The sequence below is a fragment of the Aeromonas sp. A35_P genome (assembly GCF_002259925.1).
Lineage (GTDB): Bacteria > Pseudomonadota > Gammaproteobacteria > Enterobacterales > Aeromonadaceae > Aeromonas > Aeromonas dhakensis.
Genome location: NZ_NEVB01000198.1, coordinates 1 through 23,188, shown reverse-complemented (window position 1 = coordinate 23,188; position 23,188 = coordinate 1). Strand labels below are relative to the sequence as shown.

22 protein-coding genes are annotated in these 23,188 nt (G+C 61.5%); 13 read left to right on the top strand and 9 right to left on the bottom strand.

Going from position 1 to position 23,188, the window contains the following annotated elements; genetic code table 11:
• The first annotated feature begins 3 nt into the window (after nucleotides 1–3).
• The 12 genes from murD (at nucleotide 4) to mutT (ending at nucleotide 14,818) form a co-directional block, all read left to right on the top strand.
• A complete protein-coding gene (murD, locus tag CAK78_RS13725) occupies nucleotides 4–1,287 on the top strand; it encodes a UDP-N-acetylmuramoyl-L-alanine--D-glutamate ligase (RefSeq protein WP_094697638.1) in 1,284 nt (427 codons plus the stop codon).
• Complete coding sequence (ftsW, locus tag CAK78_RS13720; protein WP_005305703.1) at nucleotides 1,284–2,465, top strand: cell division protein FtsW; 1,182 nt, start codon at nucleotides 1,284–1,286, stop codon at nucleotides 2,463–2,465. Before murD ends, ftsW begins: the two co-directional genes overlap by 4 nt.
• Entirely contained in the window at nucleotides 2,465–3,544 is a 1,080-nt protein-coding gene (gene murG, locus CAK78_RS13715; protein ID WP_094697637.1) for an undecaprenyldiphospho-muramoylpentapeptide beta-N-acetylglucosaminyltransferase, read from the top strand. The genes ftsW and murG overlap by 1 nt, the downstream gene beginning before the upstream one ends.
• A 2-nt stretch (nucleotides 3,545–3,546) precedes the next feature.
• Entirely contained in the window at nucleotides 3,547–5,001 is a 1,455-nt protein-coding gene (murC, locus tag CAK78_RS13710) for a UDP-N-acetylmuramate--L-alanine ligase (RefSeq protein ID WP_094697636.1), read from the top strand.
• A 97-nt stretch (nucleotides 5,002–5,098) separates the two neighbouring features.
• On the top strand, nucleotides 5,099–5,851 hold the full coding sequence (locus CAK78_RS13705) for a cell division protein FtsQ/DivIB (RefSeq protein ID WP_005305694.1): 753 nt from the start codon (nucleotides 5,099–5,101) through the stop codon (nucleotides 5,849–5,851).
• Complete coding sequence (gene ftsA / locus CAK78_RS13700; protein ID WP_005305690.1) at nucleotides 5,832–7,091, top strand: cell division protein FtsA; 1,260 nt, start codon at nucleotides 5,832–5,834, stop codon at nucleotides 7,089–7,091. Before CAK78_RS13705 ends, ftsA begins: the two co-directional genes overlap by 20 nt.
• Before the next feature lie 40 nt (nucleotides 7,092–7,131).
• A complete protein-coding gene (gene ftsZ, locus CAK78_RS13695) occupies nucleotides 7,132–8,283 on the top strand; it encodes a cell division protein FtsZ (RefSeq protein ID WP_005305686.1) in 1,152 nt (383 codons plus the stop codon).
• Between the two features lie 101 nt (nucleotides 8,284–8,384).
• Nucleotides 8,385–9,308: a UDP-3-O-acyl-N-acetylglucosamine deacetylase gene (gene lpxC / locus CAK78_RS13690; RefSeq protein ID WP_011707578.1), complete on the top strand. Its 924-nt coding sequence runs from the start codon at nucleotides 8,385–8,387 to the stop codon at nucleotides 9,306–9,308.
• A gap of 140 nt (nucleotides 9,309–9,448) precedes the next feature.
• Nucleotides 9,449–10,354, top strand: coding sequence for a M23 family metallopeptidase (locus CAK78_RS13685; RefSeq protein WP_094697635.1), 906 nt, complete (start codon nucleotides 9,449–9,451; stop codon nucleotides 10,352–10,354).
• 59 nt (nucleotides 10,355–10,413) lie between these two features.
• Nucleotides 10,414–13,131, top strand: coding sequence for a preprotein translocase subunit SecA (gene secA, locus CAK78_RS13680; protein WP_010635954.1), 2,718 nt, complete (start codon nucleotides 10,414–10,416; stop codon nucleotides 13,129–13,131).
• A gap of 68 nt (nucleotides 13,132–13,199) precedes the next feature.
• Complete coding sequence (locus CAK78_RS13675; protein ID WP_094697634.1) at nucleotides 13,200–14,396, top strand: tetratricopeptide repeat protein; 1,197 nt, start codon at nucleotides 13,200–13,202, stop codon at nucleotides 14,394–14,396.
• A gap of 8 nt (nucleotides 14,397–14,404) precedes the next feature.
• Nucleotides 14,405–14,818: an 8-oxo-dGTP diphosphatase MutT gene (gene mutT / locus CAK78_RS13670; protein WP_005305665.1), complete on the top strand. Its 414-nt coding sequence runs from the start codon at nucleotides 14,405–14,407 to the stop codon at nucleotides 14,816–14,818.
• Nucleotides 14,819–14,878: 60 nt separating this feature from the next.
• On the opposite strand, the gene yacG is transcribed toward mutT, so the two are convergent.
• From yacG to CAK78_RS13620, 9 genes are all read right to left on the bottom strand, one after another.
• Nucleotides 14,879–15,073: a DNA gyrase inhibitor YacG gene (yacG, locus tag CAK78_RS13665; protein WP_017782442.1), complete on the bottom strand. Its 195-nt coding sequence runs from the start codon at nucleotides 15,071–15,073 to the stop codon at nucleotides 14,879–14,881.
• A 9-nt stretch (nucleotides 15,074–15,082) separates the two neighbouring features.
• The gene (zapD, locus tag CAK78_RS13660) at nucleotides 15,083–15,805 is read right to left on the bottom strand and encodes a cell division protein ZapD (protein WP_026141277.1); all 723 of its coding nucleotides are present in this window, start codon (nucleotides 15,803–15,805) and stop codon (nucleotides 15,083–15,085) included.
• A 37-nt stretch (nucleotides 15,806–15,842) separates the two neighbouring features.
• Nucleotides 15,843–16,457, bottom strand: a complete 615-nt coding sequence (coaE, locus tag CAK78_RS13655; protein ID WP_094697633.1) for a dephospho-CoA kinase — start codon at nucleotides 16,455–16,457, stop codon at nucleotides 15,843–15,845.
• Nucleotides 16,458–16,476: 19 nt separating this feature from the next.
• Nucleotides 16,477–17,349 (bottom strand): prepilin peptidase, encoded by an 873-nt coding sequence (locus CAK78_RS13650; RefSeq protein ID WP_094697632.1) that lies wholly within the window; start codon nucleotides 17,347–17,349, stop codon nucleotides 16,477–16,479.
• Nucleotides 17,350–17,371: 22 nt separating this feature from the next.
• Nucleotides 17,372–18,613 carry a type II secretion system F family protein gene (locus CAK78_RS13645; protein WP_094697631.1) on the bottom strand — a complete coding sequence of 414 codons (1,242 nt, stop codon included), beginning with the start codon at nucleotides 18,611–18,613 and terminating at the stop codon, nucleotides 17,372–17,374.
• Between the two features lie 115 nt (nucleotides 18,614–18,728).
• Complete coding sequence (gene tapB, locus CAK78_RS13640; RefSeq protein ID WP_094697630.1) at nucleotides 18,729–20,435, bottom strand: PilB family type IVa pilus assembly ATPase TapB; 1,707 nt, start codon at nucleotides 20,433–20,435, stop codon at nucleotides 18,729–18,731.
• A gap of 3 nt (nucleotides 20,436–20,438) precedes the next feature.
• Nucleotides 20,439–20,870 carry a type IVa pilus major pilin TapA gene (tapA, locus tag CAK78_RS13635; RefSeq protein WP_094697629.1) on the bottom strand — a complete coding sequence of 144 codons (432 nt, stop codon included), beginning with the start codon at nucleotides 20,868–20,870 and terminating at the stop codon, nucleotides 20,439–20,441.
• Between the two features lie 321 nt (nucleotides 20,871–21,191).
• Nucleotides 21,192–22,049: a carboxylating nicotinate-nucleotide diphosphorylase gene (gene nadC / locus CAK78_RS13625; RefSeq protein ID WP_094697628.1), complete on the bottom strand. Its 858-nt coding sequence runs from the start codon at nucleotides 22,047–22,049 to the stop codon at nucleotides 21,192–21,194.
• Between the two features lie 4 nt (nucleotides 22,050–22,053).
• Nucleotides 22,054–22,524: a retropepsin-like aspartic protease family protein gene (locus CAK78_RS13620; RefSeq protein WP_010635963.1), complete on the bottom strand. Its 471-nt coding sequence runs from the start codon at nucleotides 22,522–22,524 to the stop codon at nucleotides 22,054–22,056.
• A 123-nt stretch (nucleotides 22,525–22,647) separates the two neighbouring features.
• Between CAK78_RS13620 and ampD the strand changes: the two genes are divergently transcribed.
• Nucleotides 22,648–23,188 (top strand): 1,6-anhydro-N-acetylmuramyl-L-alanine amidase AmpD (gene ampD, locus CAK78_RS13615; protein ID WP_094697627.1); only part of this gene is annotated, 541 nt, incomplete at its 3' end.

The following is a 23,188-nucleotide window of genomic DNA, read 5'->3' as shown; positions in this document are numbered from 1 at the left end:
GCCATGGTCATCATCATCGGACTCGGCAAAACCGGACTCTCCTGCGTCGACTACTTCCTCGGCCGTGGCGTCACGCCGCTGGTGATGGACACCCGCGCCAACCCGCCCGGCAAGGATCAGCTGCCACCTGAGGTGGAGCTCATTCACGGGCTGGACGGCGAGCGCCTCAAGCAGGCGCACATGATAGTGGCGAGTCCGGGCATCGCCTTGGCCACCCCCGAGCTGAAAGCCGCCGCCGAGTGCGGAGTGCAGATCATCGGTGACATCGAGCTGTTCGTGCGCGACACCGAAGTGCCGGTCATCGCCATCACCGGCTCCAACGGCAAGAGCACAGTGACTACCCTGGTGGGCGAGATGATCGCCGAGGCCGGCCTCAAGGTCGGGGTGGGGGGCAACATAGGCACGCCGGCGCTTGAGCTGCTCAAGCAGCCGATGGATCTCTGCGTGCTGGAGCTCTCCAGCTTCCAGCTGGAGACCACCCACAGCCTGCGCGCCGCCGCTTCCGTGGTATTGAACCTCAGTGAAGATCATATGGATCGCTATCAGGGCATGGCCGACTATCGCGCCGCCAAGATGGAGATCCATCAGCACTCCCAGCACATTCTGGTGAACCGTGACGATGCCCAGACCCTGCCCGACGTGGGCCAGGTGTGGCAGAGCTTCGGCCTTGACTGCAACGGTTACGGCCGCTGCGAGCTGGAGGGGTGTCAGTGGCTGACCCTGCACGGCGAGCCGCTGCTGGCGGTAGACGAGATGAAGATCGTCGGTGCCCACAACCAGGCCAACGCCCTGGCCGCCATGGCCCTGTGCGATGCTGTGGGCATTCCGCGCGAGCCCCAGCTCGCCGTGCTGCGCCGCTTCGAGGGGTTGCCCCACCGCGCCCGTTTCGTGCGCGAGGTGAACGGGGTGCGCTGGATCAACGACTCCAAGGCCACCAACGTGGGGGCGACCCTGGCCGCCGTGGCCGGGGTGCGTGAATCGGTGAAAGGCCGTCTGCTGCTGCTGGCCGGCGGCCAGGGCAAGGGCCAGGATTTCGGCCCGGTGCAGGCGCTGCTCGGCAGTCAGATCGATCACATGTACTGTTTCGGCCAGGATGCCGAGGTGCTGCTGGCACTGGGTGAGCAGACCGAGCGGGTTGCCGATCTCGACGCTGCGGTCGCCAAGGCGGCTGCCGATGCCAGGCCCGGCGACTGGGTGCTGCTGGCACCCGCCTGTGCCAGCCTGGACCAGTTCAAGTCCTTCGAAGCGCGCGGTGATCGTTTCACCGAGCTGGTGATGGCCTTATGAACGCCCTGCGCGCGGTAGCGGGCTTCCTGCAGCGCTGGCTGTTGCCGGCACGCCCTGCCGGTCTCTACGACCGACAGCTGGTGGTGCTGGCGCTGGCGCTGATGGCGGTGGGGCTGGTGATCGTGGCCTCCGCCTCCATCCCGGAGGGGATCGCCATCAACAACGATCCCTTCATGTTCGTGAAGCGCCACGGTCTGTTTCTACTGATGGCGCTCGGGGTCTCCTGGTTCGTGCTGCAGGTGCCCATGGCCCGCTGGCAACACTACAACGGCCCCATGCTGCTGCTGGCCATCGTCATGCTGGTGCTGGTGCTGCTGGTGGGGCGCAGCGTCAACGGCTCGGTGCGCTGGTTGCCGCTCGGCCCCTTCAACCTGCAGCCGGCCGAGTTTGGCAAGCTGGCATTGTTCGTCTATCTGGCCGGCTACCTGGTACGCCGCCAGAGCGAGGTGCGCGAGCGCTTCATCGGCTTCATGAAGCCGATGGCTGTGCTGTTCGTGGTGGCCATCCTGCTGCTGGCACAGCCCGATCTGGGTTCTGTGGTGGTGATGTTCGTGACGTCGCTGGGCATGCTGTTTCTGGCCGGCGCCCGCCTGGTACAGTTCATCGGCCTCATCCTGGTGGGGGTGAGCGCGGTAGTGACCCTGATCATCGCCGAGCCCTACCGGATGCGGCGGGTCACCTCCTTCCTCGACCCCTGGGCCGATCCATTTGGCAGCGGCTACCAGCTGACCCAGTCGCTGATGGCGTTTGGCCGTGGCAGCTGGTTTGGCGAGGGGCTCGGTAACTCCATCCAGAAGATGGAGTACCTGCCGGAAGCCCACACCGACTTCGTGTTTGCAATCCTGGGTGAAGAGCTGGGGTATGTGGGCGTGCTGGGCGCGCTCTTCCTCATCTTCGCGCTCTCGGTCAAGGCGCTCAAGCTGGGCCACCAGGCACTGGTGGCGGAGCGGCTGTATGAAGGCTATCTGGCCATCGGCATCGGCATCTGGTTCAGCTTCCAGACCTTCGTCAACGTCGGCGCCGCCAGTGGCATGATGCCGACCAAGGGTCTGACCCTGCCGCTGGTCAGTTATGGTGGTTCGAGCCTCATCATCATGATGGTGGCGGTGAGCATGTTGATTCGTATCGATTTCGAGTTGCGTCAGGCCAGTGCCCAGGCGCGCGTGCGGGAGGTTTAGTGAGCAAGACGCTGTTGGTGATGGCAGGTGGTACCGGGGGCCACGTGTTCCCCGGTCTGGCCGTGGCCGATCGCCTCAAGGCCCAGGGCTGGACCATTCACTGGCTCGGCACCGCCGACCGGATGGAGGCGGAGCTGGTGCCTGCCCATGGTTATCCCATCTCCTTCATCGATATCCAGGGGGTGCGTGGCAATGGCATCAAGCGGCTGCTGGCGGCCCCCTATCGCATCGTCAAATCCGTGCTGCAGGCGCGCCGGGTGCTCAAGACCATTCGCCCCGACGTGGTGCTCGGCATGGGCGGCTTTGCCTCCGGTCCGGGTGGCGTGGCCGCCTGGCTGTCCGGCATCCCGTTACTGCTGCACGAACAGAATGCTGCGGCCGGCATGACCAACAAGCTGCTGGCCCGTTTCGCCAAGCGGGTGCTGATGGCCTTCCCGGGCGCCTTTGCGCCGAGCCGTCGCACCGCCGTGGTGGGTAACCCGGTGCGTCCCGAGGTGGTTGCCCTGCCGGATCCGCAACTGCGCAGCAGTGCAGAGCCGCTGCGGCTGCTGATCGTCGGTGGCAGTCTGGGAGCACGGGTGCTCAACGAGCAGGTGCCGCCGGCAGTGGCGGCGGCCGGTGTGCCCATCGAGGTGCGTCACCAGTGCGGCAAGGGCAATCGCGATGCCGTGGCTGAGGCCTACGCCAAGCTGGGCGTTGCGGCCGAGGTGAGTGAATTTATCAAGGACATGGCCGGTGCCTATGCCTGGGCAGACCTGGTGGTGTGCCGGGCCGGGGCGCTGACAGTCTCCGAAGTCGCCGCCGCCGGGGTTGCCGCCATCTTTGTGCCGCTGCCCCACGCGGTGGATGATCACCAGACCCGCAACGCCCTGACCCTGGTCGACGGCGGTGCGGCTGAATTCCTGCCCCAATCCGAGCTGACCACGGCCTCGCTGGCTGCGCGTCTCTCCTGGCTTGCCGGGCGCAGGGAAACCCTATTGAACATGGCCCAGGCCGCCCGTCGCGTCGCCATCACCGATGCCGCCGAGCGGGTCGCCGATGAGTGCAAACGCCTGGCGACTGGGCAGAGCGAGAGATGATTATGACCAAGGTTGAACTGGCAAAACTGCGTACCGTTATCCCTGAAATGCGCCGGGTGCGTCGCATTCACTTCATCGGCATCGGTGGGGCCGGGATGGGCGGTATCGCTGAAGTCCTTGCCAACGAAGGCTATCAGGTGACCGGCTCGGATCTGGCCCGCAATGCGGTGACCGAACGGCTCGAGTCCCTCGGTGCCCACATCTTCGTAGGCCACAGTGCCGAGCACGTGAACGAGGCGAGCGTGGTGGTGGTCTCTACCGCCATCAAGCAGGACAACCCCGAGCTGCTGGCTGCCCGCGAGCTGCGGATCCCCGTGGTGCGCCGCGCCGAGATGCTGGCCGAGCTGATGCGTTTCCGTCACGGCATCGCCATCGCCGGCACCCACGGCAAGACCACCACCACCAGTCTGGTGGCGAGCATCTATGCCGAAGCGGACCGGGATCCGACCTTCGTCATCGGGGGGCTGCTCAATAGCGCCGGCACCAATGCCCGCCTGGGCAGCAGCCGCTATCTGATTGCCGAAGCGGACGAGAGCGACGCCTCCTTCCTGCATCTGCAGCCGATGGTTTCCATCGTGACCAACATCGAAGCGGATCACATGGACACCTATGGTGGCGACTTCTCCAAGCTGAAGGCCACCTTCATCGACTTCCTGCACAACCTGCCGTTCTACGGGCTGGCCGTGGTGTGTGTGGATGACCCTGTGATCCGCGGCATGCTGCCGGAGATCGCCCGTCCCACCATCACCTATGGCCTGTGTGACGATGCCGACGTGCAGGTGCTGGACTTCGTGCAGACCAGCAACCGCAGCCGTTTCCGGGTCCGTCGCAAGGATGCCGGCGAGCTGGAGGTAACCCTCAATCTGCCCGGCATCCACAACGCCCTCAATGCCGCCGCGGCGATTGCGGTCGCCACCGAGGACGGGATCGGCGATGATGCCATCATCCGGGCGCTGGCCAAGTTTGAAGGGGTGGGGCGCCGCTTCCAGCAATATGGCGAGTTCGAGACCGGCCGCGGCAAGGCCATGCTGGTGGATGACTACGGTCACCACCCGAGCGAGGTCAAGGTCACCATCAACGCCGCTCGCGCCGGTTGGCCCGAGAAGCGACTGGTGATGGTGTTCCAGCCGCACCGCTACACCCGTACCCGCGATCTCTATGAAGACTTCGCGGACGTGCTCTCCAAGGTGGACGTGCTGGTAATGCTGGAGGTCTATGCAGCCGGTGAAGAGCCTATTCCGGGCGCCGATGGTCGCGCCCTGTGCCGCTCCATCCGCTCCCGCGGCAGTCTGGAACCCATCTTTGTCGCGACGCCGGACGATGTGCCGGCGGTACTGGCCGGCCTGGTCGGCGAGGGCGATCTGGTGTTGACCCAGGGGGCAGGGAACGTCGGGGCGCTGGCACGGCGTCTCGGCGAGATGAAATTGAGCATCGAGAGCATGAAATCCGGCGCCTGAGGGCCCAATGAGTATTTTGACCGCCAAGCCGGGGCCTATATAATGGCGAACCGGCCTGCAAAGGGCCGGCATGGCGCGTTAAACGGGGATCGATCGGGTGGAGGCAAGGGCACAAGGGCGCACCAAGGGAGGCTTCATCGCCGGGGTGGGATTTTTCCTCCTGGTCATGTGGGGCCTCTACCAGACCGCGCTGGATGTTAAAGATTGGCTGACGGATGCCAATCGGTTGCCCATGAGCGAGCTGTTGCTGCAGGGGCAACACCAGTATTTGCAAACCGATGAACTGCGCAGCGCCGTGCTGGATGGCGCCGAACTGCGCAACTTCTTCGAGTTGGACGTGAACGAATTGCAGGCGCGGTTGAACGCCTTGCCTTGGGTGGCCCAGGTCTCGGTACGCAAGAAGTGGCCCAACAAGATCAAGGTCTACCTCACCGAACAGGCGGTAGCGGCACGCTGGAACGGCAACCGCTTCGTCAACACCAAGGGTGAGGTGTTCAGTGCGCCGGACAGGGTGAAGACCCCCCTGATGCAGCTGTCCGGGCCGGAAGATCAGGCCGTCAAGGTGCTGGAGGCCAGCCGTCAGTACGAGGCGCAGCTGGCGGCCAGAGGATACAAGCTGCTGGGGGTGAATCTGACCCCTCGCCATGCCTGGGAACTGACCCTGGATGGCAACATTCAGCTGTTTTTGGGGCGCTCGGATATCGCGCTTCGACTGCAGCGGTTTATCGATGCCTTTCCGGTCATCGAACCCCGTGAGCGGGTTGCTTACGTGGATCTTCGATACGACACCGGGATGGCAGTTGGCTGGAAGAAGAACGAAGAGAAAGTGAATGACCAAAACCGCAGATAGAAATCTGATTGTCGGACTGGATATCGGCACAACCAAGGTGGCGGTTCTGGTTGGCGAAGTGCTGCCAGACGGTGAGCTCAATGTCATCGGCATGGGCAGTCACGCCTCTCGTGGCATGGACAAGGGCGGGGTCAACGATCTCGATTCCGTGGTCAAGTCCCTGCGCCGTGCGGTGGAAGAGGCCGAGATGATGGCCGACTGCCAGATCAGCTCCGTCTATCTGGGGCTTTCCGGCAAGCACATCGACTGCCGCAACGAAACCGGCATGGTACCCATCTCCGATGAAGAGGTGACCCAGGAAGATGTGGACAACGTCATCCACACCGCCAAGTCGGTGCGGTTGTCCGATGAACTGCGGGTGCTGCACGTGCTGCCTCAGGAGTTCGCCATCGACTACCAGGAAGGGATCAAGAACCCGGTCGGTCTGTCCGGCGTGCGGATGGCCGCCAAGGTGCACCTGATCACCTGCCACAACGACATGGCTCGCAACATCGAGAAGTGCGTTGAGAAGGTGGGTCTGCGGGTGGATCAGCTGATCTTCTCCGCCTTGGCGTCCAGCTACGCCGTGCTGACCGAAGACGAGAAAGAGCTGGGTGTCTGCGTGGTGGACATCGGTGGTGGCACCATGGACATGTCGCTGTTTACCGGCGGCGCCCTGCGTCACACCAAGGTGATCCCGTACGCCGGCAGCACGGTGACCAGCGACATCGCCTACGCCTTCGGCACTCCGCCGCTGGATGCGGAGGCGATCAAGGTGCGCTACGGCTGCGCCCTGGGCCGGCTGGTCAGCAAGGAAGACAATATTGAAGTACCCAGTGTCGGCGGTCGTCCGGCGCGCAGCCTGCAACGGCAGACACTGGCCGAAGTGATCGAGCCCCGTTACACCGAGTTGCTCTCCATGGTGAATGATGAGCTGGTGCGGGTACAAAGCGAATTGAAAGCGCAGGGGGTCAAGCATCAGCTTGCAGCCGGTGTGGTCTTGACCGGCGGCGCTGCCCAGATCGAAGGCATTGTGGAGTGCGCAGAGCAGATCTTCCAGAGCCAGGTCCGGGTAGGGGAGCCCATGAATATCCGGGGATTGAGTGATTACGTGCAGGCGCCTGTGTACTCGACTGCGGTCGGGTTGCTGCAGTATGGCCGCACCCATCAATCCACCGGCAGTAGCAAGGAATATGCCGCCAAGGCAAGCGTAGGTGGGCTGGTCAAACGGGTCAGCAACTGGTTGCGTGGCGAGTTCTAAAAGATTTTGCTGAGTCAGGCAAATAAAGCGGAGAGACAACATGTTTGAATTTATGGATAGCCACACTGACGAAGCCGTCATCAAAGTGATTGGTGTGGGTGGCGGCGGCGGCAACGCGGTCGAACACATGGTTCGTCAAAACATCGAAGGTGTCGAGTTCATTACCGTCAACACCGACGCCCAGGCGCTGCGCAACTCCAGTGCCAACACAACTCTGCAGATCGGCGGTGGCATCACCAAGGGTCTGGGTGCCGGGGCCAACCCGGAAGTGGGTCGTGACGCGGCCATGGAAGATCGGGAAGCGCTGCGCGAGCTGCTGACCGGCTCCGACATGGTGTTCATCGCCGCCGGCATGGGCGGTGGTACCGGTACCGGTGCTGCCCCGATCGTGGCCGAAGTGGCCCGCGAGATGGGTATCCTGACAGTTGCTGTCGTAACCAAGCCGTTCTCCTTCGAAGGGAAAAAACGGATGGGCTTTGCCGCTCACGGTATCGAAGAGCTGTCCAAGAACGTCGACTCCCTGATCACCATCCCCAACGACAAGTTGCTGAAGGTGCTGGGTCGTGGCATCTCCCTGCTGGACGCCTTCAAGGCGGCCAACGATGTGCTGCTGGGTGCGGTACAGGGCATTGCCGAGCTGATCACCCGTCCGGGTCTGATCAACGTTGACTTCGCGGACGTGCGTACCGTGATGCGCGAGATGGGTACCGCCATGATGGGTACCGGTTCCGCCTCCGGTGATGACCGTGCCGAAGAAGCGGCCGAGAAGGCCATCTCCAGCCCGCTGCTGGAAGACGTGGATCTGGCCGGTGCCCGCGGCATCCTGGTCAACATCACTGCCGGCATGGACATGACCATCGAAGAGTTCGAAACCGTGGGTAACGCGGTCAAGGCCTTCGCCTCCGAGAACGCCACCGTGGTGGTGGGTACCGTAATCGACCCGGAAATGCACGATGAACTGCGCGTGACCGTGGTTGCCACCGGTATCGGTGCCGAGCGCAAGCCCGACATCACCCTGGTGAAGAACAACATGGTCCAGGAACGTCCGGCTCGTCAGCCCCTGATCAGCGAAGCGCTGCAGTCTCGCGTGATGGAAGAGGCGCCGGCCAAGGTGGTGAACGCCGAGCCGCAAGCTCGTCGCGAACCGGATTATCTCGATATTCCTGCGTTCCTGCGCAAGCAAGCAGACTAAGCCTCTAATGACGCTGGTTTGTTTGTTGCTTAAGGAATGTGCTAAGATGGCCTGCCCACGACCATCTGGTCAGGAATTTGAGCTGTTAAGCGGATACGCCCATGATTAGACAAAGAACCTTGAAAACGAGTGTCCAGGCCACTGGTGTCGGCCTGCATTCGGGCCGGAAAGTCACAATGACGTTCCGTCCGGCGCCTGTTAACACAGGGATCGTTTACTTGCGTACCGATCTGAATCCTGTGGTAGAGCTGCCAGCCAATGCCGATCAGGTGCGTGATACCGTGCTTTGTACCGCTCTGGTGAACGAAGCCGGTGTCCGTGTCTCTACCATTGAACATCTCTCTGCCGCACTGGCCGGGATGGGCATCGACAACCTCTATGTCGAGGTTGATGCGCCCGAGATCCCGGTGATGGACGGCAGTGCGCACCCCTTTATCTACCTGCTGCAAGAAGTCGGTATCCGTGAACAGAATGCCCCCAAGCAGTTTGTGCGGATCAAGCAGAGCATCCGGGTTGAAGACGGCGACAAGTGGGCGGAATTCCACCCCTATCGCAACGGCTTCAAGATGGATCTCGAGATCGACTTCCAGCATCCGGTATTTGAAGGACGCAATCAGCGTTGCGTGCTGGACTTCTCCGGTGCTTCTTTCGTGAAAGAGATCAGCCGTGCCCGTACCTTTGGCTTCATGCGTGACATCGAGTACCTGCGTTCCCAGAACCTGGCGCTGGGCGGCAGCCTGGAAAACGCCGTGGTGCTGGATGACTACCGGGTGTTGAACGAAGATGGCCTGCGCTACGAAGACGAATTCGTCAAACACAAGATGCTGGATGCGATTGGCGATCTGTACATGTGCAATCGCAGCATCATTGGCGAATTCCGTGCCTACAAGACCGGCCATGCCCTGAACAACAAACTGCTGCGTGCCTTGCTGGCCAAGCAGGAGGCCTGGGAACTGGTGACCTTCGAGGGTGAGGGCGACAAAGCGCCTATCGCTTACTACGATAACGGTCTGGTTCTGGCCTGATAGCCGTGCAACGGAACGTCGGTCCTCTCTCCGCACCGACGTTCCGTCATTTGTTTACTCCATTCTGTAATACCGATTATCTCCCGGTTTTATTTTCCGTTTCGGCCCATGGCCACACCTGACCGAGCAGACTGATTTCTATGAGCATTACCCTGATCCTCCACGGTAAGCAGCGACGCAGGTTGCACTTGCCCAAACAACGTCTGGCCTGGGTCGGCGGTATCCTCTTCACTGTATTGGCCCTGGGGGGCGGCTGGCTCTGGCAGAGCTGGCAGCAAAAGATGGACGCGCTGGAAATGGCGCTGGCCATGGCCGAACAGCAAAAATCCACGCAAGGGGCTGACGAAGCCCGCGAACAGCTTGCCATGCTGGCTGCCCAGGTGGGCACCATGCAGGGGCAGCTGGGTCGACTCAATGCACTCGGGGAGCGGCTGACCGAAAAAGCCGACCTCGACCCCGAGGAGTTCAATTTCAAGGAGCTGCCCCCCATGGGTGGCCCCTCCTATGATGCGGATCTGGAAGTCAGCCTCAACGAGCTGCAGGACTCCATGAAGCATCTCAGCCAACAGCTCAGCAGTCGTGAAGAGCAGCTGTCGGTACTTGAATCTTTCATCATGAATCACCATATAACCGATGCCGGTTTCATCTCCGGGACACCGGTCAAGCAGGAGCGAGTTTGGGTCTCCTCTGGCTTCGGTGGCCGGGTCGATCCGTTCAATGGTCGTGCCAAGATGCACAAAGGGGTGGATTTCCGTGGCAAGCCCGGCACCCCCATCCTGGCAACGGGCCCGGGCGTTGTAAGCTGGGCGGGCCGTCATCCGGAATTTGGCAACATGGTGGAGATCAACCACGGCAATGGTCTGGTGACCCGCTATGCCCACAACTCCAAGTTGCTGGTCGAAGTGGGCACCCTGGTCGATGAGGGCCAGAAAATTGCCTTGATGGGACGCACCGGTCGCGCGACCGGGGTCCATTTGCATTACGAAGTGTTGAAAGATGGTCGTCAGGTGGACCCCGCGCGTTTTCTCAATGCCAGACGGGGTTAGGTTTTTTTCTCCAGGTTCCAGTGACGGAACGCTTATATAACCAGAAATAGTTGGTACCCATGATTAGCACACTGCTTACCAAGATTATCGGCAGCCGGAACGACAGAACGCTCAAGGCTTTGCGTAAAATTGTAAAACAGATCAACGCGATGGAGCCGCAGTTCGAAGCTCTGTCCGATGCACAGCTGCAGGCCAAGACGGCCGAATATCGTCAGCGTCTGGAGCAGGGTGAGACGCTGGAGCAGCTGCTGCCGGAGGCCTTTGCCACCGTGCGTGAAGCCTCCCGTCGGGTGTTCGGCATGCGTCATTTCGACGTGCAGCTGATCGGCGGCATGGTGCTGAACTCCAACCGCATCGCCGAGATGAAGACGGGTGAAGGTAAGACCCTCACCGCCACCCTGCCGGCCTACCTGAATGCCCTGAGCGGTCGCGGCGTGCACGTGGTGACGGTGAACGACTATCTGGCCAAGCGTGACGCCGAGGCGAACCGCCCGCTGTTCGCCTTCCTCGGCATGACCGTCGACTGCAACGTGCCCGGCATGGATGCGTCCCAGAAGCGTGACGCCTACGCCGCCGACATCACCTACGGTACCAACAACGAATTCGGTTTCGACTACCTGCGCGACAACATGGCGTTCTCGCCCGAGCAGCGCGTGCAGCGTCCGCTCAACTACGCGCTGGTGGATGAGGTGGACTCGGTGCTCATCGATGAAGCCCGGACCCCGCTCATCATCTCAGGCCCGGCCGAAGACAGCTCCGAGCTCTACATCCGCGTCAACAAACTGATCCCGCTGCTGGTCAAGCAGGACAAGGAAGATTCCGAAGAGTACACCGGCGACGGCCACTACACGGTGGACGAGAAGAACCGCCAGGCGCTGCTGACCGAAAACGGCCAGATCTTCGTCGAAGAGCTGCTCAAGAAAGAGGGGCTGCTGGCCGAAGACGACTCCCTGTTCTCCGCCACCAACATCAGCCTGCTGCACCACGTCAACGCCGGCCTGCGTGCCCACACCCTGTTTGAGCGCAACGTGGACTACATAGTCCAGAAGGACGAGATCGTCATCGTCGACGAGCACACCGGCCGTACCATGCCGGGTCGTCGCTGGTCCGACGGTCTGCACCAGGCGGTCGAGGCGAAGGAAGGGGTCAAGATCCAGAACGAGAACCAGACACTGGCCTCCATCACCTTCCAGAACTACTTCCGTCTGTACGACAAGCTGGCGGGCATGACGGGTACTGCCGATACCGAAGCCTTTGAATTCCAGCAGATTTATGGCCTGGATACCGTGGTTATCCCGACCAACAAGCCGATGGTGCGCAAGGACATGGGCGATCTGGTCTACCTGACCGCCAATGAGAAGTATGCCGCCATCATCGAAGACATTCGCGGCTGCGTCGAACGTGGCCAGCCGGTGCTGGTCGGTACCGTCTCCATCGAGAACTCCGAGCTGCTCTCCGGCATCCTGACCAAGGAGAAGATCCCGCACAAGGTGCTGAACGCCAAGTTCCACGCCATGGAAGCGGAGATCGTCGCCCAGGCCGGCCAGACCGGTGCCGTCACCATCGCCACCAACATGGCCGGTCGTGGTACCGACATAGTGCTGGGTGGCAACTGGCAAGCGGAAATCGCCCAGCTGGAGAACCCGAGCGAAGAGCAGATTGCCGAGCTGAAGGCCGCCTGGCAGGTGCGTCACGATGCGGTGCTGGCCGCCGGTGGTCTGCACATTATCGGTACCGAGCGTCACGAGTCCCGTCGTATCGACAACCAGCTGCGCGGCCGTTCCGGTCGTCAGGGTGACCCGGGTTCCTCCCGCTTCTACCTCTCCATGGAAGATACCCTGATGCGTATCTTCGCCTCCGATCGCGTGACCGGCATGATGAAGAAGCTGGGCATGGAAGAGGGCGAAGCCATCGAGCACCCCTGGGTGACCAAGGCCATCGAGAACGCCCAGCGCAAGGTGGAAGGTCGCAACTTCGACATCCGCAAGAGCCTGCTGGAGTTTGACGACGTGGCCAACGACCAGCGCAAGGTGGTCTACGAGCAGCGCAACGAGCTGCTGGACACCAGCGACATCTCCGAGACCATCCACGTCATCCGTGACGACGTCTATGGCGCCATCATCGACGAGTACATCCCGCCCCAGTCTCTGGAAGAGATGTGGGACGTGCCGGGTCTGGAAGCCCGCCTGAAGTCCGACTTCGCGCTGGATCTGCCGCTGCAGCAGTGGCTGGCGGAAGATGACAAGCTGTATGAAGAGAAGCTGCGCGAGCGCATCCTGGATGAAGCCACCAAGCTCTATGCCCACAAGGAAGAGCTGGTTGGTAAAGAGGTGCTGCGCAACTTCGAGAAGGCTGTCATGTTGCAGACCCTGGACGGCCTGTGGAAAGAGCACCTGGCGGCCATGGATCACCTGCGTCAGGGTATCCATCTGCGCGGTTACGCCCAGAAGAACCCCAAGCAGGAGTACAAGCGCGAATCCTTCGATCTGTTCACCCAGATGTTGGAGACCCTCAAGCGCGACGTGGTCAGCATCCTGAGCCGGGTACAGGTGCAGGAGCGCGACGTGGAGGCAATGGAAGAGCAGCAGCGCCAGCAGGCCGAAGCCGCTCCCCGTACCTACACCCACGCGACGGCCGACAACCAGCTGGCCGATGAAGAGCAGGCAGAAGCGGGCCCGGTCACCTTCGTGCGGGACGAGCAGAAGGTGGGGCGCAACGATCCCTGCCCCTGCGGCTCCGGCAAGAAATACAAGCACTGCCACGGTCAGTTGACCTGATAGCGCCATGACCATGATGCACCGCCTCCGGGCGGTGCATTCATTTCTGGCAAACGAGGAGAAGCGCCATGAGCAAGATGCCGTCGGGCTGGGATGCCGCGGCCCACACCAGCTGGCTGGCCGGCCAGCGTCAGGTTGCCATCCAGCAACTGCTGGCGAGGCTCAATGCCAGCGCGGTCAAGCCGGTGGCTCTGCAGCTGCAGTTTGCCTATTACCTCTTTTTGTGCGGTGACCCGGCGTCGGCGGCCCAGGTACTGGAGATGGCTCACAAGGTCGAACCAGGCAACGACGAGGTGCTGCGCAACCTCTGCTCTTGTCTGTCACGGTCCGGTCAATACGAACAGGCGGTGGCGCGGCTGCAGACCCTGTTGCAGCGCCTCCCCGACGACTTCCATGCGCTGGATGCCCTCTGCGCCTCGCTGGCCAAGCTGGAGCGCCACGCCGAGGCTGCCGTAGCGGGAACCCGCTCGCTGGAGCTAAAGGCTCGGGTGAGCGACAAGGCGCCGTCAGACTGGACTTTGCCGGCAGTCGCAACGTCGGCCTGGCTGGCGGCAGACAAGCCGGATGTCATCGCCTTCTCATTGTGGGGCCGTGCCCCTCGCTACCTGCGGGGCGCCATCGACAATGTGCTGGCGGCCGCCTATCTCTATCCAGGCTGGCGGGTGCGTTTCTACGTGGATGAAAGCGTGCCTGCCGAGCTGCTCGCTGCGCTGCGCGAACTGGGGGCCGAGCTGTTGTTGCAACCCGCCGGTCAATCTTTGCGTCAGCGCCTCTGCTGGCGCTTCCAGGTGGCCAATGATCCACGGGTGGGACGTTTTCTGGTGCGGGATGTGGATTCGGTACCGGGTGTGCGCGAGCAGCTGGCGGTACAGGAGTGGCTTGCATCGACGCGCTGGTTTCATATCATGCGCGACTGGTGGAGTCATACCGATCTGGTGCTGGCGGGTATGTGGGGTGGGGTGGCCGGTGTGCTGCCGCCGGCCGGTGTGCTGCCGCCACTGGCGCCCCTGCTCGAAGCCTATCAGCCGGACGTCATGGAGACGCCGAATATCGACCAGTGGTTTTTGCGCGACCGGCTCTGGGGTTATCTCTCGTCGAGCTGTCTGGTGCATGACCGCTGCTTCACGCCGTCTGGCGCCACCCCCTGGCCGCAGCCCGCCCCGAACGGGAGCGAGCATGTGGGGCAGGATATCTTTACGGCACAAGGGGAAACACAGGCCCGCCGGCTGGCACCCTGGATTGCCCGTTTGCCATGTTTACGCTGAGGACAATGATGGAACAGAAGAAACGGATCTGGGTGGCGGTCGGCGTCATCGAGAACGAACGGGGCGACATCTTCATCGCCAGACGCTCCGCCGATCGTCATCAGGGGGATCGCTGGGAATTCCCCGGCGGCAAGGTGGAAGCCGGAGAGGATCTGCTCACCGCGCTGGACAGGGAGCTGTGGGAAGAGATCGGGATCCGGGTGCAGGATTGCGCTCCCTTCATGGAGCTGCATCACGACTACCCGGACAAGCAGGTACTGCTGGATATCTGGAAGGTGACCCGCTTCAGCGGCGAGCCGTTTGGCAAAGAGGGGCAGGAGTGTCGCTGGGTGCCGCTGGCCTCGCTGCACGAGTACCACTTCCCCGACGCCAATGGCCCGATCGTGACGCGCCTGCAGGCATCGCTGGCCGCACAGGGCTGATATGAGCCGCAGTGCATATCAAAATAAAAAGGGCCGTGTCGGCCCTTTTTGCTTGCTGGCTTACTGCCACTGCTCCCCCTCTTCGGGGTAGGGCAGCAGCTCGGGATCCACTTCGCCCGGGATGCACTTCTGCTCGTCGGCCCACTCGCCGAGATCGATCAGCTGGCAGCGCTTGCTGCAGAACGGGCGAAACGGGCTCTGCGGGCCCCACTCCAGCTCGGTCTGGCAGGTCGGACACTTTACCTTGGTCACCATGGATGCTCCTTAGCAGCAGGCCAGCTGGAAGGGCACGTCACCGATCTGCTGCTCTGCGGTCGGCAAAAAGCGCAGGGCAAACCGGTTCTTGTGGCCGCTCAGGGTCGGGTAGCACTGCTGGGTGCCGCTCAGGCGAATGCGGATCAGCTCGGCACTCTCGGCGGTATCCTGGAAGAAGCCGTTGACGGCCACCTGTTCGCTGAAGTTGCCGGATTCACGCCACAGGCGCAGCAGCAGGGAGATGGCGTTCATCAACAGGTTGATGTCGCTCAGCCACAGCTGCATCTGCTGATGGCGGGTGATGGCCGGGGTGGCGAGCCAGTGGTGCAGCTGCGGCACGTCGAAGGCACAGAGCCCGCCCGGGATGGAGAAGCGCTGGCGAATGGAGCCAAGCAGGCGATCTTCTTTCAGACGGGCACCGGGACGCGGTGCACTCAGCAAATTGCGGGAGAGCTGGGTGCTCTCCTGCTGCATCAGGTTGATCTGCTCCAGGTCGACGTCTGGCAGGCTGGCCCAGTGGCTCAGGCGCTGGCTGAGGCGCTCCAGGTCTTTAATCAGGTCAGCGCGCAGGTCACCGCGCTCCAGCAACTCCTGCAGGTCGAACAGGCCCTTGAAAAAGGCGATGTGTGCCCAGGGCTGGTCGCTCTCCAGATTGTCGCGGATCTGGGAAAACAGGGACTCCAGACGAAGATAGGTCCGGCTTTTTTCATTGAGGGGAAAATCGTAAATCATGCCTAATCCTGGCCAGCCATAAACCGGCCTAGTGTACTCACAGTTGGCGGGCTTGTTGAGAGGCAAATGCCAGATATGTCTCGTGCAGCGCGAAAATTCGGCTCTTTATTGCTTCGGGCGTGCCGTTCTGGTTGTCCAGCACATCGTCGGCTGCCGCCAGTCGCTCGGTCCGGCTCGCCTGGGCGGCCAGGATGGCTTCAGCCTGCTCCCGGCTCACGCCGTCCCGGCGACAGGTACGCTCAATCTGGGTCGCTTCGTCCACGTCGATCACCAGTACCCGGTTGGCCAGTGCGGTGAGCCGGTTTTCCACCAGCAGGGGCACCACCAGCAGGCAATAGGGGGAGCGCGCGGCCGCACACTGGCGCTGCATCTCGCTGCGAATGAGGGGATGGAGCAGGGCGTTGAGCCAGTCCTTGGCCTGCGGGTCAGTGAAGACCCGCTCACGCAGCTGGCGGCGATCGAGCCGGCCATCGGGGGCGATGACGTCTGCGCCAAAATGGGCGGCGATGGCGGCCAGGGCCGGGGTGCCGGGTTCCACAACCTCGCGGGCGATGATGTCCGCATCCACCACCTCGATGCCCAGCTTGGCAAACTGATTGGCAACCGTGGTCTTGCCGCTGCCAATCCCGCCGGTAATTGCGACTACATACATGGGTCAGTGCTGCCTTTGATCAGAGATACGTCGTGAGGTACCAGCGGGTGATGGTATCGCCCCACAGCAGCGCGATCCAGCCGGCGATGGCCAGGTAGGGCCCGAAGGGGATGGGTTTACCCTGATGATGGTTGCGCAGCAGGATGAGACTGATCCCTATGATGGCGCCGACCAGAGAGGAGAGCAGCAACACGATGGGGAGGGCCTGCCAGCCCAGCCAGGCCCCCAGGGCTGCCAGCAGCTTGAAGTCGCCGTAGCCCATCCCTTCCTTGCCGGTCAGCAGCTTGAAGGCCCAGTAGAGGCTCCAGAGCACCAGATAGCCGGCCATGGCACCGATCACCGCATCGGCCAACGGAACGAAACCCCCTGCCAGATTGAACAGCAGGCCACCCCACAGCAGTGGCAGGGTCAGCTGATCCGGCAGCAGCATCTTGTCCAGATCGATGAAAGTGAGCGCCACCAGCACCCAAGTGAGCAGCAGGGCGGCCAGCAAGCCCCAGCCCGGTGGAAATGTTGCGGCGACGACCAGCGAGAGCAGGGCGGTCAACAGCTCCACCAGCGGATAACGGGGCGAGATGGGGGCCTGGCATTCACGGCAACGTCCCTTGAGCCAGAGCCAGCTCAGCAGGGGGATATTCTCCATGGCCGTGATGGCGTGGCCGCAATGGGGGCAGGCAGAACGTGGCACCATCAGGTTGTAGCGTTCCTCCTGCTGCGGTTGTGTCTCTGGATTGAAATAGCTGAGGTATTCGGCCTGCCACTCCCGCTCCAGCATGATGGGCAGGCGATGGATCACCACGTTGAGAAAACTGCCGATCATCAGAGAGAAGAGGAAAACCAGCGAAAAATAGAGCCAGGGCAGGCTGTGAAAAACGTCAGTGACCAGCAACATCGGGTTCCGGATTGGTTGGGGGTCAGTGGATGACCGACCCCAGTTTGAAGATGGGCAGGTACATGGCGACCACCATGCCGCCGACCAGTACCCCCAGCACCACCATGATGAGAGGTTCCAGCAGGCTGGTGAGGCCGTCGACCAAATCGTCCACCTCCTGCTCGAAGATGGTGGCGACCTTGGAGAGCATATCATCGATGGCGCCTGACTCCTCGCCAATCATCACCATCTGGATCACCATGTCGGGGAAGAGATCCACGGTGCGCATGGCCACGTTGATCTGCATGCCGGCCACCACCTCGTTGCGAATGGCCATGACGGCGGTGCGATAGACATAGTTGCCGGAGGCGCCTGCGGCGGAGATCAGGGCATCCACCAGCGGGATACCGGCGGAAAAGGTGGTGGAGAGGGTGCGGGCGAAGCGGGCCATGGCGGCCTTGTGCAATATCATGCCGACCACCGGGATGGTGAGAATGAACTTGTCGGTGTTGTCTCTGACTTTCTGCGAGGCGCGCCAGGCTCGCACGTAGAGGAAGATGGCGAGTGCAACCCCGCCAAAGAGCATATACCACCAGTTCTGCATGAAGCGGGAGATGCCGATGACGAACTGGGTAAAGGCGGGCAACTCGGCGCCGAAACTCTTGAAGATGTCCTCAAACTGTGGAATGACGAACAGCAGCAGGATAGTGGTGACGACAATGGCCACCAGGATGACCATGGTGGGGTAGAACATGGCCTTCTTGATCTTGGATTTGAGCGCTTCGGACTTTTCGCGATAGGTGGCGATGCGGTCGTAGATGGTTTCCAGGGCGCCGGACTGCTCGCCTGCCTCGACCAGATCGCAATAGAGATCGTCGAAGTGACGGGGATGGCGGCGCAGCGCCTCGGACATGGGGGTACCGGTCTCCACATCGGCGGCTATCTGGCCCATCAGCTCGCGCATGGCCGCCTTCTCGTGGCTGCGGGCGATGATCTGCAGGCTCTGGACCAGAGGTACGCCGGCTGACAGCATGGTGGTGAGCTGGCGGGATATGACGGCAATGTCCATCGGCTTGATCTTGGCGCCGCCCTTGGAGAAGAGCCCCTGGCTCTTCTTGCTCACCTTGGTGACGTTGACGCCCTGCTTGCGCAGTTCGGCCTTGACCGTGTTGATGCTGTCGGCCTGTAACTCGCCGGAGACCTTCTGGCCCTTGCGGTTCACTCCGCTCCAGCGAAAGGCGAAGACTTTCTTGGGGGCATTCTGTTTCTGGGTTAGCGTTGCCATCACTGCGTCCTGCAATGGGGCCCGGCTTGCTCGTCACTAAGAGAAGCAGCCTCGGCCTGATGGAAATCGCCAGGGCCGGCGGCACCTGGATGAATCGGCTGAGCGATAGACTCTGTCAGTTGGTTGTTACCCGGTTGATCTCGGCCAGGCTGGTCACCCCCAGTCGGGCCTTCTCAAGACCGGAGGTCCGCAAGGTCCGCATGCCCTCCTTCTGGGCAATGGCCGCAATCTGCATGGAGTTGGCTCCCTGCATGATCAATTTTGCAATATTTTCTGACATCAACAGGATCTCGTAGATGCCGACCCGGCCCTTGTAGCCGCCCGAGCACTCCTTGCAACCGACCGGTTTGAACAGCCGCAAGCCTGCGGCCAGTTGTTGTTGGGTAAACCCCAATTCCAGCAGTTCAGCTTCCGGTACCACCTCGGGGGCCTTGCAGTGGTCACACAGCTTGCGGGCCAGCCGCTGAGCCATGATCAGGGTAACCGAGGAGGCGATGTTGAAGGCGGGCACCCCCATGTTCATCATCCGGGTCAGCGTCTCGGCCGCCGAGTTGGTGTGCAATGTGGAGAGCACCAGGTGGCCGGTTTGCGCCGCCTTGATGGCGATCTCGGCGGTTTCCAGATCCCGTATTTCACCGACCATCACCACGTCGGGATCCTGACGCAGGAAGGAGCGCAGGGCACTGGCGAAGGTGAGCCCGGCCTTGGGGTTGACCTGCACCTGGTTGACCCCCGGCAGGTTGATCTCCACCGGGTCTTCGGCGGTCGAAATATTCACCTCTGTGGTGTTGAGAATGTTCAGGCCGGTGTAGAGCGACACCGTCTTGCCCGAGCCGGTCGGACCGGTCACCAGGATCATGCCCTGAGGCTTCGAGAGCGCACGCAGATATTGCGCCTTCTGCCGATCGTCGAAGCCGAGCTGCTCGATATTGAGGCGCGCAGCGGAAGAGTCGAGCAGACGGATAACGATCTTCTCGCCCCACATGGTGGGCAGGGTGTTGACCCGCATGTCCATCGACTTGTTGCGCGACATTTTCAATTTGATGCGGCCATCCTGGGGCAGCCGCCGTTCTGCGATGTCCAGACGCGCCATCACCTTGAGGCGGGCCGAGAAGCGGTTGGCCAGATTGACCGGCGGCGTCGCTACCTCATGCAGGATCCCGTCTATCCGAAAGCGAATACGGTACTTGGTCTCATAGGGCTCGAAGTGGAGGTCGGATGCACCGCGCTTGATGGCATCCATCATGATCTTGTTGATGTATTTGACGATGGGGGCATCATCGTCCGCCGTGTTGACGCTCTCGTCGAGTCGTGACCCCTCGTCAGACACTTCCAACTCGGAAATCTCGGATTCGTCGATATCCTCCATGCCGAGGGCATCCTGATCGCTCTCCATCAGCTTGCCGATAGCTGCGGTCAGCTTGTTCTCCTCGACCAGTAATGCCTCGGTATGCAAGCCGAAGCTGAAGCCAAAATCCTCCAATGCAGAGACATTGGTCGGGTCTGACATGGCGATATAGAGGGTATGCCCCTGAGTGTAGATGGGCAGCATATGGTGCTTCTCAATCAGCTTCTGATTGAGGTATTTCTGCGGGATCTCGGCCAGGTCGAAGGCGGCAAGATCCAGCAGAGGTACCCCATACTCCAGCTCGCAGAAGTCCGCCAGCGCCTTGCTGTCGAGGATCTCGTTCTCGATCAGAAAGGTCACAAAGGGCTTGCGCTGTGCCTTGGCCTGGCTCAGATAACGCTGTGAGTCTGACTCACTGAGCAGGGAAGAGGCGGCCAGGCTTAACGCCAGGCCGCTATTAGGGCTAGAGGTCATCTATCAGCAGATACCTGCAGCAGCACAGGTTCCTGCTGCACCGGAGGCATTGGCAGTCCAGACGACATTACCTGTAGCGGTGTCGCCGGACAGGATATATGTGTAGTTTGTTGACAGGTTCTGAGATGTTGCTGTTATTTGGAACTCAGCTCCACCGGAGCCTGCAGCCAATACAACACTTGCCACATTACCAGCTGCACTGGGAGCAGATGGTATCCCATTACTTCCTTGTGCTTGGCACTTAGTAGCGTCAGCGGTGCTCTGGAAGCAAACCTCGACTGCAGTTTTTACCGGTCCTGTTGCCGCAATAACCTCAGAAAACTTCGCTTTTTGGGTATAGGTCTGATACGCCGGCAGCGCAATGGCGGCCAGGATGGCGACGATCGCGACCACGATCATCAATTCGATAAGGGTAAAGCCTGATTGTTTCTTCATTTCAAATATCCTTTTTGTCCTTGGTTCCTGGGAAGTGCCGGTGGAAAACTATCCACACGTCAGTATCTTATCCGAGCTGTCCGACTTGGCAACAGAGGTCGGGGTCTTTGTTAACAATCTTTCTGTCATTTGCGAAAAATTTGATATAAATCATGGATGAAGAGCCCCTATCGACTCTTTTTAGCTGGCGGGGATGGGTCCATCTCACACTCCTTTGCCGAGGGATCCTGCCTTAAAGAAAAGGCGCCCATGGCGCCTTTTGCAAGTCCTTCATCTTGTTATATGTCACCGGCCCGACGGGGCATGGTGAACGCCCTTCGGCTAGATAAAACGCATCGAGAGGTCCAGGGCCCGCACATGTTTGGTCAGGGCTCCGACCGAAATGAAGTCGACACCGGTAGCCGCATATTCGGCCAGGGTATCCAGCGTGACGTTGCCGGAGACCTCCAGCTTGGCCCGCCCCTGATTGAGTGCAACGGCCTCGCGCATCATGGGCACGTCGAAGTTGTCCAGCATTACTATGTCTGCCTGGGCTGCCAGTGCCTGTTCCAGTTCTACCAGCGATTCGACCTCGACTTCCACCGGTTTGCCCGGGTTGAGCCGGCGAGCCTCGGCAATGGCCTGCGCTATGCCACCACAGGCGAGAATATGGTTCTCCTTGATGAGATAGGCGTCATAGAGGCCGATGCGGTGGTTCTTGCCGCCGCCGCAGGTGACCGCGTACTTCTGGGCGCTGCGAAGGCCTGGCAGGGTCTTGCGGGTGTCAAGCAGACGGCAATCTGTGCCTGCCAGCTCGGCCACGTAGCGGGCGGTGAGGGTGGCGACGCCGGAGAGGGTTTGCACGAAGTTCAGCGCATTGCGCTCGCCGGTCAGCAGGGTGCGAGCCGGGCCGTGCAGACGAAACAGCTCCTGATTGGGGGTGAGCACTTCACCATCCTGCACCAGCCACTCTACCTGCACATCGCCACCAAGCTGGGTGAATACCTCGTCTACCCAGGGTTGGCCGCAGAAGACACCGGCTTCGCGGGTAATGACACGGGCCGTCGAGATGCGATCCGCCGGGATCAGCTGGGCCGTGATATCGGCGCTGGCATCCGGTTGGTCCAGCGCGGTGAGGGCGTCGCCCAAGTCTTCGAGTAGTGCGGCGCGCACGGCGCGACGGATGTCCTGTTGTAGCATGCCTTTATTCCTGCAAAGGTCTGAGCAGCAACTGCCGCTCCTTTTGAACCAGCTCCAGCCGGCCGAGGGCATTCATGCCTACCAGCACCTCGTCGCCAGCCGCCGCCGGGTTGATAAAGATGGCCAGATCGTACAAGGTCAATGGTCCCATCGCCAGCGTTTCGATGGTGCCGTTGCCGACCCGGATAAACCCGGCAGCCGTATTCACCTGGCTGCTGCCGTGAGCGGTCAGGCCGAGCCGCTCGGCGACCCGTTGTGGCACTGTGATGCGTGTTGCGCCGGTATCGAGCAGCAGTTGCACCGGCTGGCCGTTGATGGCACCCTCCAGTCGATAGTGGCCGCTCTGGTCGGCCCTCAGCAGGAGTTCGCCGCTGGCGGTGACGCTCGGTTGGGTGCGGGAGTGGAAGTAGAGGGTCAGCAGGCCCATCAAAGAGAGCCAGGCCAGTAGCCAGAACCAGCGCGCCGTTTGCTGCATACCTCATCCATATCGAGCCAAAGATGACCCAGCCTAACACACAATTTTTCACTGATTCAGCGGCTTGGTGACAAGATGCCGGCCCGGATCGCGCTTTTCCCCTCAACTCGTATCGAGTAGCCGATGACCCATCCTGACCCCATGTTTTCCATCGACGCCGCCGGCTGGTGCCGGGAGGCTCGCCGGGTGCCTTCTCCTCACCACAACGAGCGGGCCAGCCCGAACGACATCTCACTGCTGGTGGTGCATGGCATCAGCCTGCCGCCAGGCGAGTTTGGCGGCCCCTTCATCGACGATCTCTTTATGGGCAGGCTGGATCCCGCGGCGCACCCCTATTTTGCCGACATCCATCAGCTGCGAGTCTCGGCCCACTGTTTGATCCGGCGTGATGGTGAACTAGTGCAATATGTACCGTTTGGCGCCAGAGCCTGGCATGCCGGAGTGTCGAGCTGGCAGGGGCGGGAGGCGTGCAACGACTTCTCCATTGGCATCGAACTGGAAGGGACCGACGAACTGCCCTACACGGACGCACAGTATGAGGTATTGGTTGGGCTCAGCCGAACCTTGTCGAGTCATTATCCCGCCATCACGGCGGATCGCATCGTCGGCCATTGCGACATAGCGCCGGGGCGCAAGACGGATCCGGGTGAGAGTTTCGAATGGC

What these genes read in the sequence shown, in the direction of transcription:
- murD (WP_094697638.1), top strand. Translation starts at nt 4, where the DNA reads ATGGTCATCATCATCGGACTCGGCAAAACCGGACTCTCCTGCGTCGAC.
- ftsW (WP_005305703.1), top strand. Translation starts at nt 1,284, where the DNA reads ATGAACGCCCTGCGCGCGGTAGCGGGCTTCCTGCAGCGCTGGCTGTTG.
- murC (WP_094697636.1), top strand. Translation starts at nt 3,547, where the DNA reads ATGACCAAGGTTGAACTGGCAAAACTGCGTACCGTTATCCCTGAAATG.
- ftsA (WP_005305690.1), top strand. Translation starts at nt 5,832, where the DNA reads ATGACCAAAACCGCAGATAGAAATCTGATTGTCGGACTGGATATCGGC.
- ftsZ (WP_005305686.1), top strand. Translation starts at nt 7,132, where the DNA reads ATGTTTGAATTTATGGATAGCCACACTGACGAAGCCGTCATCAAAGTG.
- lpxC (WP_011707578.1), top strand. Translation starts at nt 8,385, where the DNA reads ATGATTAGACAAAGAACCTTGAAAACGAGTGTCCAGGCCACTGGTGTC.
- CAK78_RS13685 (WP_094697635.1), top strand. Translation starts at nt 9,449, where the DNA reads ATGAGCATTACCCTGATCCTCCACGGTAAGCAGCGACGCAGGTTGCAC.
- secA (WP_010635954.1), top strand. Translation starts at nt 10,414, where the DNA reads ATGATTAGCACACTGCTTACCAAGATTATCGGCAGCCGGAACGACAGA.
- CAK78_RS13675 (WP_094697634.1), top strand. Translation starts at nt 13,200, where the DNA reads ATGAGCAAGATGCCGTCGGGCTGGGATGCCGCGGCCCACACCAGCTGG.
- mutT (WP_005305665.1), top strand. Translation starts at nt 14,405, where the DNA reads ATGGAACAGAAGAAACGGATCTGGGTGGCGGTCGGCGTCATCGAGAAC.
- yacG (WP_017782442.1), bottom strand. Translation starts at nt 15,073, where the DNA reads ATGGTGACCAAGGTAAAGTGTCCGACCTGCCAGACCGAGCTGGAGTGG.
- zapD (WP_026141277.1), bottom strand. Translation starts at nt 15,805, where the DNA reads ATGATTTACGATTTTCCCCTCAATGAAAAAAGCCGGACCTATCTTCGT.
- coaE (WP_094697633.1), bottom strand. Translation starts at nt 16,457, where the DNA reads ATGTATGTAGTCGCAATTACCGGCGGGATTGGCAGCGGCAAGACCACG.
- CAK78_RS13650 (WP_094697632.1), bottom strand. Translation starts at nt 17,349, where the DNA reads ATGTTGCTGGTCACTGACGTTTTTCACAGCCTGCCCTGGCTCTATTTT.
- CAK78_RS13645 (WP_094697631.1), bottom strand. Translation starts at nt 18,613, where the DNA reads ATGGCAACGCTAACCCAGAAACAGAATGCCCCCAAGAAAGTCTTCGCC.
- tapB (WP_094697630.1), bottom strand. Translation starts at nt 20,435, where the DNA reads ATGACCTCTAGCCCTAATAGCGGCCTGGCGTTAAGCCTGGCCGCCTCT.
- tapA (WP_094697629.1), bottom strand. Translation starts at nt 20,870, where the DNA reads ATGAAGAAACAATCAGGCTTTACCCTTATCGAATTGATGATCGTGGTC.
- nadC (WP_094697628.1), bottom strand. Translation starts at nt 22,049, where the DNA reads ATGCTACAACAGGACATCCGTCGCGCCGTGCGCGCCGCACTACTCGAA.
- CAK78_RS13620 (WP_010635963.1), bottom strand. Translation starts at nt 22,524, where the DNA reads ATGCAGCAAACGGCGCGCTGGTTCTGGCTACTGGCCTGGCTCTCTTTG.